General features: G+C 60.3%; 6 protein-coding genes. 4 read left to right on the top strand and 2 right to left on the bottom strand.

Annotated features, from left to right (window positions below; translation table 11 throughout):
• Positions 1-403 precede the first annotated feature (403 nt).
• On the top strand, positions 404-2,551 hold the full coding sequence (locus tag ACTD9P_RS28970) for a TonB-dependent siderophore receptor (RefSeq protein ID WP_438870333.1): 2,148 nt from the start codon (positions 404-406) through the stop codon (positions 2,549-2,551).
• Here ACTD9P_RS28970 and ACTD9P_RS28965 read toward each other — a convergent pair.
• The gene (locus ACTD9P_RS28965) at positions 2,541-3,671 is read right to left on the bottom strand and encodes an MFS transporter (protein WP_438870332.1); all 1,131 of its coding nucleotides are present in this window, start codon (positions 3,669-3,671) and stop codon (positions 2,541-2,543) included. The genes ACTD9P_RS28970 and ACTD9P_RS28965 overlap by 11 nt on opposite strands.
• A 99-nt stretch (positions 3,672-3,770) precedes the next feature.
• On the opposite strand from ACTD9P_RS28965, the gene ACTD9P_RS28960 reads away from it, so the two are divergent.
• Positions 3,771-4,541, top strand: a complete 771-nt coding sequence (locus ACTD9P_RS28960) for an AraC family transcriptional regulator (RefSeq protein ID WP_438870331.1) — start codon at positions 3,771-3,773, stop codon at positions 4,539-4,541.
• Positions 4,542-4,560: 19 nt separating this feature from the next.
• Here the strand turns inward: ACTD9P_RS28960 and ACTD9P_RS28955 are convergent, their stop codons facing one another.
• The gene (locus ACTD9P_RS28955) at positions 4,561-5,031 is read right to left on the bottom strand and encodes an Lrp/AsnC family transcriptional regulator (protein ID WP_017136655.1); all 471 of its coding nucleotides are present in this window, start codon (positions 5,029-5,031) and stop codon (positions 4,561-4,563) included.
• Between the two features lie 123 nt (positions 5,032-5,154).
• Between ACTD9P_RS28955 and ACTD9P_RS28950 the strand changes: the two genes are divergently transcribed.
• Positions 5,155-6,399 (top strand): methionine gamma-lyase, encoded by a 1,245-nt coding sequence (locus ACTD9P_RS28950; RefSeq protein WP_438870330.1) that lies wholly within the window; start codon positions 5,155-5,157, stop codon positions 6,397-6,399.
• Positions 6,400-6,632: 233 nt separating this feature from the next.
• Positions 6,633-7,310: a LuxR C-terminal-related transcriptional regulator gene (locus tag ACTD9P_RS28945; protein WP_438870329.1), complete on the top strand. Its 678-nt coding sequence runs from the start codon at positions 6,633-6,635 to the stop codon at positions 7,308-7,310.
• Positions 7,311-7,709 lie beyond the last annotated feature (399 nt).

The following is a 7,709-nucleotide window of genomic DNA, read 5'->3' as shown; positions in this document are numbered from 1 at the left end:
CGCTTTCGCGAGCAAGCCCGCTCCCACAGTTGACTGCATCCAACCTTGATGGCGAGGTCGGCAGTTGCTGTTGTTGTTGTTGTTGCCCTTACATCCTTTTCGATGACGAAGTCAGCGGTCTTTTGATTTGCACTTGATCTGGCTTTTGCTTCAACCACTCAGGTCGGCTCTCAGGCCGCCGTGCTGTAAATTTTGATCTGAGGCGCCCCGTCAACCACGATGGCCGAACGCAGGCTTGAATCCGTGGGTAAACCGCCGTCAGGGCGGAACCCTAGGCCGCCGTTACCGCAGCAACGGATATGTACACAACACAACGCAACAGAACCATTCTCAATAACTTGTAAATCCCAGCACATCCCCCTAGCTTATGCGCCCCCGCCCTGCGCTTTAAGGCCCTACCCCCATGGTTGTGCGTTTTCGTCCCGTCGTTACCTCACGTTTCGCCCTCGGCCTGCTACTCAGCGGCAGCCTCGGTAACAGCATGGCCGCTGAAATCGAACTACCGGCGGTAAACGTCCAGGGCCAGGAAGACTCCGGCTATCGCACCAACAGCGCCTCAGTCGGCGGCTTCAGCGAAGCACCACTGCTCGACACCCCCGCGTCGATCACCGTCCTCAACGCCGAACTGATCAAAGACCAACAAGCCCGCCTGCTCAGCGAAGTACTGCGCAACGATGCCTCGGTAGGCGACAGCTACGCCCCCATCGGCTACTACGAAAACTTCGTGATCCGCGGTTTCTCGCTGAACGCCGCGAGCAGCTACAAAATCAACGGCCGCACCATCACTGGCGAGCAAAACGTCGCCCTGGAAAACAAGCAGCAGGTTGAGGTGCTCAAAGGCCTGGCCGGCTTGCAAAGCGGCATCTCCGAACCCAGCGGCGTGATCAACTATGTGACCAAACGCCCGGAAGATGTGCGCTCAGTCACCGTCTCCACCGACGACCGAGGCAGCGGTTACATAGCCACCGACGTGGGCGGCTGGTTTGGCAGCGAACAACAGTTCGGCCTGCGCGCCAACGTCGCCCACGAAGGCCTCAACTCATATGTCGAGCACGCCAACGGCCAGCGCGACTTTGTGTCCCTGGCCTTCGACTGGAACATCAGCCCCGACGCGGTGCTGCAACTGGACGCGGAATACCAGAACAAGCAACAGCGCTCCGTGCCGGGTTATCAACTGCTGGGCGGCACCGAAGTGCCCCATGACGCGTCACCGAAAAAATTGCTGGGGCACCAGAGTGGCTCCCATCAGGTGGGCATTGACTCACTGAACCTCAACGGCAAATTTGAATACCGCTTCAGCGATCAGTGGAAAGGCAGCCTGAGCGCAGCCCATAGCAAGGTGGTGATTGATGACTACAGCTCGTTTGCCTGGGGTGGCGCCACGACCGGAGTAGGCAACTACTTCACCCCGGACGGTAACTACGACATTTACGACTACCGCAGCCCCGACGACACCCGCCGTGATGATGAAGTACAGGCGGCGATGACAGGCCTGTTCGACACCGGTAGCCTGGGCCATGAACTGACTTTCGGCACCAGCGCGTTTCGCCGGGTGATCGACAAGCGCAAGTCCGTCAACGAATACATCGGCAGCGGCAATATCAATCAGGACGCACCGACCTTCGAGCCTACCGACAAGCCGCTGAACCCCAGCCATCGCAACCTCGACAGCCGTCAGTACGGCCTGTTCGCCACCGACCGCATCCGCTTCAACGAGAAATGGCAAACCATCATTGGCGGGCGCGAAGTGCGCCTGGATGAAAAAGCGTTCGATGAAGCAACCGGAAACGAAAATCGCCACACCCAGCAATACGTGTTCCTGCCCCAGGCCTCATTGATCTACAAACCGGTGGAAAACATTTCGCTGTACACCAGCTACAGCAAGGGCCTGTCCCTGGGCGGCACGGCGCCGTGGTTCGCGAGTAACGCCGGTGACACCCTGGCCCCAACCGTGTCCCGGCAAATCGAAGCCGGCGTGAAATACGACTGGCGCCGCATCAGCTTCGCCGCCGCCGTATTCCAGACTCGCCAGGCCTACCAGTATTCCAAGCCAGATGGTGCCGGTAACTTCACCTACGTCCAACAAGGCGAACAAAAAAACACCGGCCTGGAACTCTCCGCCAACGGCTGGGCCACCGACCGCCTGCAGATCTCGACCAGCGTCGCGGCGATTCGCGCCCGGGTGAACAACAGCGGCACACCAGACTACGAAGGCCACCAGGCGATCAACGTCCCCAAACTGCGCGCCAGCCTGTATGCCGACTACGCCCTGCCGTGGATGAATGGGCTGGCCGTGTTGGGCGGCGTGCAATACAGCGCCAGGAAGTACGCCGACCGCACCGGCAATGTGCAGGTGGGCGACTATGCCGTGGTAAATGTCGGCAGCCGCTACACCACCAAAATCGACGGCTATGAGACCGTGTTCCGCCTCAGCGTCGACAACCTGTTCGACAAACGCTACTGGCGCGATGCGGGTGAATACCTGGGCGATGACTACCTGTTCCAGGGCGCGCCCTTGACCGCGCGCCTGAGTGCGTCGGTCAACTTCTGAGCCTGCGCGGCGCTGCCAGCCACAGCGCCGCCAAACCACAAACCAACAAGCTCCAGCCCAGGTCCTGGGCCCAGGCGACCAGGGTCAGCCCGGCGCCGATCACCAGGTAATACAGCAAGCCAAACAGCGCGGCGGCAGTGCCCAGGCGATCGTGATAGGCCACCAGCGCGGCCACCAGCACATTGGGAATGGCCATGCCGAACGCCAGCACCACCAGCAACATCGGCCAGACAAATAACCCGCTGTTTTGCAGCAGCACTACCAGCAAGCCACCCAGCACCGCGACACCGGCGGCGATCAGCACTAATTGCTCGCCGTTTACCCCACGCTTGAGCAGCCACTTGTTCAGCCACGCACCAAACCCGGAGCCGAGCGCCAGCAGTACGCCGCTGTAGCCGAAGTCGGCGGCAGACAAACCCAGCCGCGAAAAGATGAATGGTCCCACGCTGTAATAGCTGAACAGCGCAATATTTAACGCCGCCACCAACCCCACCGAACGCCAAATCCCGGCATCGCTGAGCATCAACCGCAACGTCTCGCCCAACGCGGCCGTCGGCATCGAGGCCGAACGCGTCTCCGGCAACGCCCATAAGCACACTGCCCACAACGCCAGCGAGAGCAGCAACAAACCACTGAGCACACCGCGATAACCGAAGAACTGCACCAGGCTGGCGCCCGTGAACAAACCCACGGCCGGGCTGGCGGCCAGGGCAATGCCCATCAGCGAAAATACCTGGGCCAATTGCGCGCCCTGGAAACGGTCACGCAGCACGGTCTGCGTCACCACCGAACCGACGGCCGCGCCGAACGCCGCCAACGCCTGGGCCAGCAGCAAACCGTTGAAGGTGGTCATGCCCAAGGCCAACACCGACGCAACCCCATACAGAGCCAATCCGGCCAGCATCACCGGCCGCCGCCCCCAACGATCACACAGCCGACCCCACACCACCACGCCAAAGGCGAACGCCAGGAAGTACACCGACAAAGTCTGCCCGGCCCGCTCCGGCCCCACCGCAAACGCTCGGCCGATATCTCCCAGCGCCGGGCTGTAAAGCGTTTGGGCCAGTTGCGGGAACATCAGCAACGCCACCGTCAGTGGTAAAAAAAATCTAACCTTCATCCCCAACTCCTTTGCTTGAAACAACGCAAGAAGTGTAAGCACTGTCGATTGGGGCTATTATCCAGACTTTGACAGTTTATCCATCAAATCGGACAACCTATGGCCTGGCTCGCCGCCGACGCAACCTTCGACCCCGACCGCCTGGCAGCGCCGGTCATCGGCATCGCCGCCCTGCTCGGTGATCACGACTCCGGCCTGCACCGCCACCAGCGCGGGCAACTGCTATTCACGCGCCAAGGCTGCACCCGTATCACCCTCGACAACCAACTGTGCCTGCTGCCGCCGTCGCGCGCCGCGTGGATCCCGTGTGGCGTGCCGCATCGCGCGGTGATGCACAAAACCGTGGACTACCGTTCGGTGTATCTGAGCCCGGCCCTGGCCGATCAATTGCCTCCACACGTTGGAGTGATCGAGGTCAGCGCATTGCTGCGCGCAGTGCTGGAACCCATAGCGATGGCGCCCTTCGACACCGATTGGCAAACGGGCCGCTACGCGCATTTGCTGGCGCTGTGCCTGGATGAAATCCAGGCGGCCACCGCACAACCGATGCTCCTGCCCTTGCCCCGGGACAAACGCCTGGCGCCCTTGCTCGCCGATCTGCAAAGGTTACCGCCGACCCTGCAAGCCCTGGAAAAACAGATAGGCGCCAGCACCAAGACCATCGGCCGGATTTTTCTGCGGGAGACCGGCCTTGGTTATCAGCAATGGCGCCAGCAGTGGCGCTTGATGCGGGCAATCGAACTGCTGGCCATCGGGCGCAACCTGGGCTACTGCGCGTTCGAGCTGGGCTTTGCCAGTGACAGCGCGTTGATCGCCTTCTTCAAAAGCATGACCGGCAGCACGCCACGCGGGTATTTGCAGGTTGACTGAAGGCGCGCTTGAAGCAGCGTCAGCCCGGTAGCGGAATCACCCGCAAAGGCCGCACCGACTTATAGGAAAAGCTTGAGTAAATTTCTTTAACACAGGGCAACGTCTGCAACACCTCGCGCGCAAACTCGCCAAACGACTCCAGGTCTTTGGCCACCACCTCAAGCAAAAAATCATAGCGCCCCGACACGTTGTGGCAGGCAACAACCTCGGGAATCTCCAGCAGCCGCTGCTCGAACGCCCGGGCGATTTCCTGGGTGTGGCTTTCCATCATGATGCTGACAAACGCCGTCACGCCGTACCCCAGCGCCTTGGGCGACAGAATCGCCTGATAGCCGCTGATCACCCCGCTCTCTTCCAGGTTGCGCACCCGTCGCCAGCACGGTGAGGTGGTCAGGGCCACGCGGTCGGCAAGCTCGGCCACAGTTAAGCGAGCATTGCCTTGCAAGGCGTTTAAAAGGGCTTTGTCGGTGCGGTCCAGACTCACGGGCATAACGTGCCTCTATTTATTGTTTTTATCGAAAATTCGCCCCGTAATCCGGGATTTTCCTGGGTTTTTTGCAACGTTCAACTGTGGTTATGAGCATAGCATTGTAGGAAATAAGGAGCGCCCGACATGAACAATAAACACAATACATTCGGCTTTTCTACCCGCGCCATCCACCACGGTTACGACCCCAAGGACCATCACGGCGCCCTCGTACCGCCGATCTATTTATCTGCCACCTTCGCGTTCCCCACGGCCGAATATGGCGCAGCGTGTTTTGCCGGGGAAGCCAGCGGCCACTTCTATACACGCATCTCGAACCCGACCCTGGCGCTGCTGGAGTCGCGCATGGCTGCCCTGGAAAACGGCGAAGCCGCTGTGGCTTTCAGCTCGGGCATGGGCGCGATTGCCGCGACGTTCTGGACCCTGCTGCGCCCGGGCGATGAGGTGATTGTCAGCCAGACCCTGTATGGCTGCACCTTTGCCCTGCTGCACCATGGCCTTGCCGAGTTCGGCATCCGGGTGCGGCATGTCGACCTTACCGACCTGGCCGCCCTGCGCGCGGCATTGTCGCCCGCCACCCGCATGATCTATTGCGAAACCCCGGCCAACCCTAACCTGCGCCTGGTGGACATCGCCGCCGTGGCCGAACTGGCGCACCAGCAGCCGAATGTCATCATGGTAGTCGACAACACCTACTGCACACCCTACCTGCAACGGCCGCTGGAACTGGGGGCCGACGTGGTGGTGCACTCGGCCACCAAGTACCTCAGCGGCCATGGCGATATCACCGCCGGTATCGCCGTGAGTAACCAGGCGCTGGCGCAACGTATTCGCCTGCAAGGCCTCAAGGACCTGACCGGCGCGGTGATGTCCCCGCAGGACGCATCCTTGCTGATGCGCGGCCTCAAGACCCTGGCCCTGCGCATGGACCGCCATTGCAGCAACGCCCAGGCGGTGGCCGAAGCCTTGCAGGCACACCCTGCCGTGCAGTGGGTCACCTACCCCGGGCTGCGCTCTTTCCCACAATACGCATTGGCAGCGCGGCAGATGAAACAGTCCGGTGGCATGATCGCGTTTGAACTCAAGGGCGGCATCGACACCGGCCGGCGCTTCATGAATGCCCTCAACCTGTTCACCCGCGCCGTTAGCCTGGGTGACGCCGAGTCGCTCGCCCAGCACCCGGCGAGTATGACCCACTCCACCTACACCCCCGAAGAACGCGCACAACACGGCATCAGCGAAGGCCTGGTGCGCTTGTCGGTCGGGCTCGAAGACATCGCCGACCTGTTGGCCGATATCCATCAGGCCCTGGCCAAATGCACCCAGTCGACACCGCGTCGGGCGGTGGTGGAAGAACACGCCGTGAAATAAGGCCTACAGCTGAAGTGCTCCTTTCCCACATACGGTGGTCGGACGGGTCCGACCACCGTTATGCGTTTTTAATCTGTTTTTTTTGCCGATTGGATCCCCATGCTTTTCCCAGGCTGTACTAGCATAGGTGCTCGGCGGGTGCATTATCACTGTAGGTTATTCACCTTTGTTACCTTGTTAAACCCCGTCGCTATAAGGATGAATACCCGCACTCGACATTCATGGACGAACTGATGAACTCACACCTCTTCCCTCATATAGGCAAGGTCATCGCCAGCACCGGCAGCCGGCATTTCCCGCGCATGCTGCATGACCTTATCCTGACTCAACTGGCCGTGGACGCCACCCATATCACCCAACTGCAGGTCAGTGCCGAAGGGCACACCCGCCGCCGCATAAGCCCGGTCTACACCGACTCCGTGGCGGCGCTGGGCGAAGAACAACCCGCCGCCCAATTGCACCTCACGCGCCGCAAGGATGATGTGCGTTATGTGCTGTCGGTGTATCGCTCGCATCAATCAGAAAGTTTTTCGCCGCAGGAACGCAGCATGCTGAAGGATTTTTCCACGCTGCTTCTGCCCATGGTCGAAAAGCACATCACTGCGATCCAGCCGTGCCGCCGGGGCGGATCACCTGTGGTGCCGGAAAATCAGGGCCTCGAAACCTTACGTCGGCGTATTGAAGAGCGTCTGGTGCAATCGGGGTTGAACCTTTCCAACCGTGAGCTGGAAGTGTGTGTGGGTTTGCTGGCCGGGCGTACAGCACCGGAATTGGCGGAGCAGTTGGCGTTGAAGGTCAACACTATTGAAAGCTACCTCAAGCGGGCGGCGATCAAGCTGGGGATCAGTGGGCGGCATTCGTTGTTGCGGTGGATGTATGCGGGTGACGAGGGGGTCGCCACGGCTCTCTAGATCAGGCTGTGGGTTGTCTTTTGGTGGTGTACATATCCGTTGCTGCGGTAACGGCTGAGTAGGGTTCCGCCCTTACGGCGGGTCACTTTTGTAAAGACCGGAATGCCGGCCCAGACAAAAGTAACCAAAAGGTTTTCGCCCCAACACTCGGTGCCTCGCTATGGCTCGGCATGCCCGCAATCCGACAGTGATTTGGGGGGCGATTTCAGATCAAGATCAAAAGCGCAGATCAAAAGACCGCTGACTTCGTCATCAAAAAGGATGTAAGGGCCGGAGCAACAGCAACAGCAATAGCAACAGCAGAGCCATACTCGGTCAAAGGTGGGAGCGGGCTTGCTCGCGAATGCGGTGTATCAGTGACAGATGAATTGACTGACACACCGTATTCGCGAGCAAGCC

The sequence above is a fragment of the Pseudomonas onubensis genome, assembly GCF_965653655.1.
In the GTDB taxonomy this organism is placed as follows: Bacteria; Pseudomonadota; Gammaproteobacteria; order Pseudomonadales; family Pseudomonadaceae; genus Aquipseudomonas.
The sequence above is the reverse complement of the archived record's forward strand: the minus strand, read 5'-3'. Positions and strand labels throughout refer to the sequence as shown.

What these genes read in the sequence shown, in the direction of transcription:
- ACTD9P_RS28970 (WP_438870333.1), top strand. Translation starts at nt 404, where the DNA reads ATGGTTGTGCGTTTTCGTCCCGTCGTTACCTCACGTTTCGCCCTCGGC.
- ACTD9P_RS28965 (WP_438870332.1), bottom strand. Translation starts at nt 3,671, where the DNA reads ATGAAGGTTAGATTTTTTTTACCACTGACGGTGGCGTTGCTGATGTTC.
- ACTD9P_RS28960 (WP_438870331.1), top strand. Translation starts at nt 3,771, where the DNA reads ATGGCCTGGCTCGCCGCCGACGCAACCTTCGACCCCGACCGCCTGGCA.
- ACTD9P_RS28955 (WP_017136655.1), bottom strand. Translation starts at nt 5,031, where the DNA reads ATGCCCGTGAGTCTGGACCGCACCGACAAAGCCCTTTTAAACGCCTTG.
- ACTD9P_RS28950 (WP_438870330.1), top strand. Translation starts at nt 5,155, where the DNA reads ATGAACAATAAACACAATACATTCGGCTTTTCTACCCGCGCCATCCAC.
- ACTD9P_RS28945 (WP_438870329.1), top strand. Translation starts at nt 6,633, where the DNA reads ATGAACTCACACCTCTTCCCTCATATAGGCAAGGTCATCGCCAGCACC.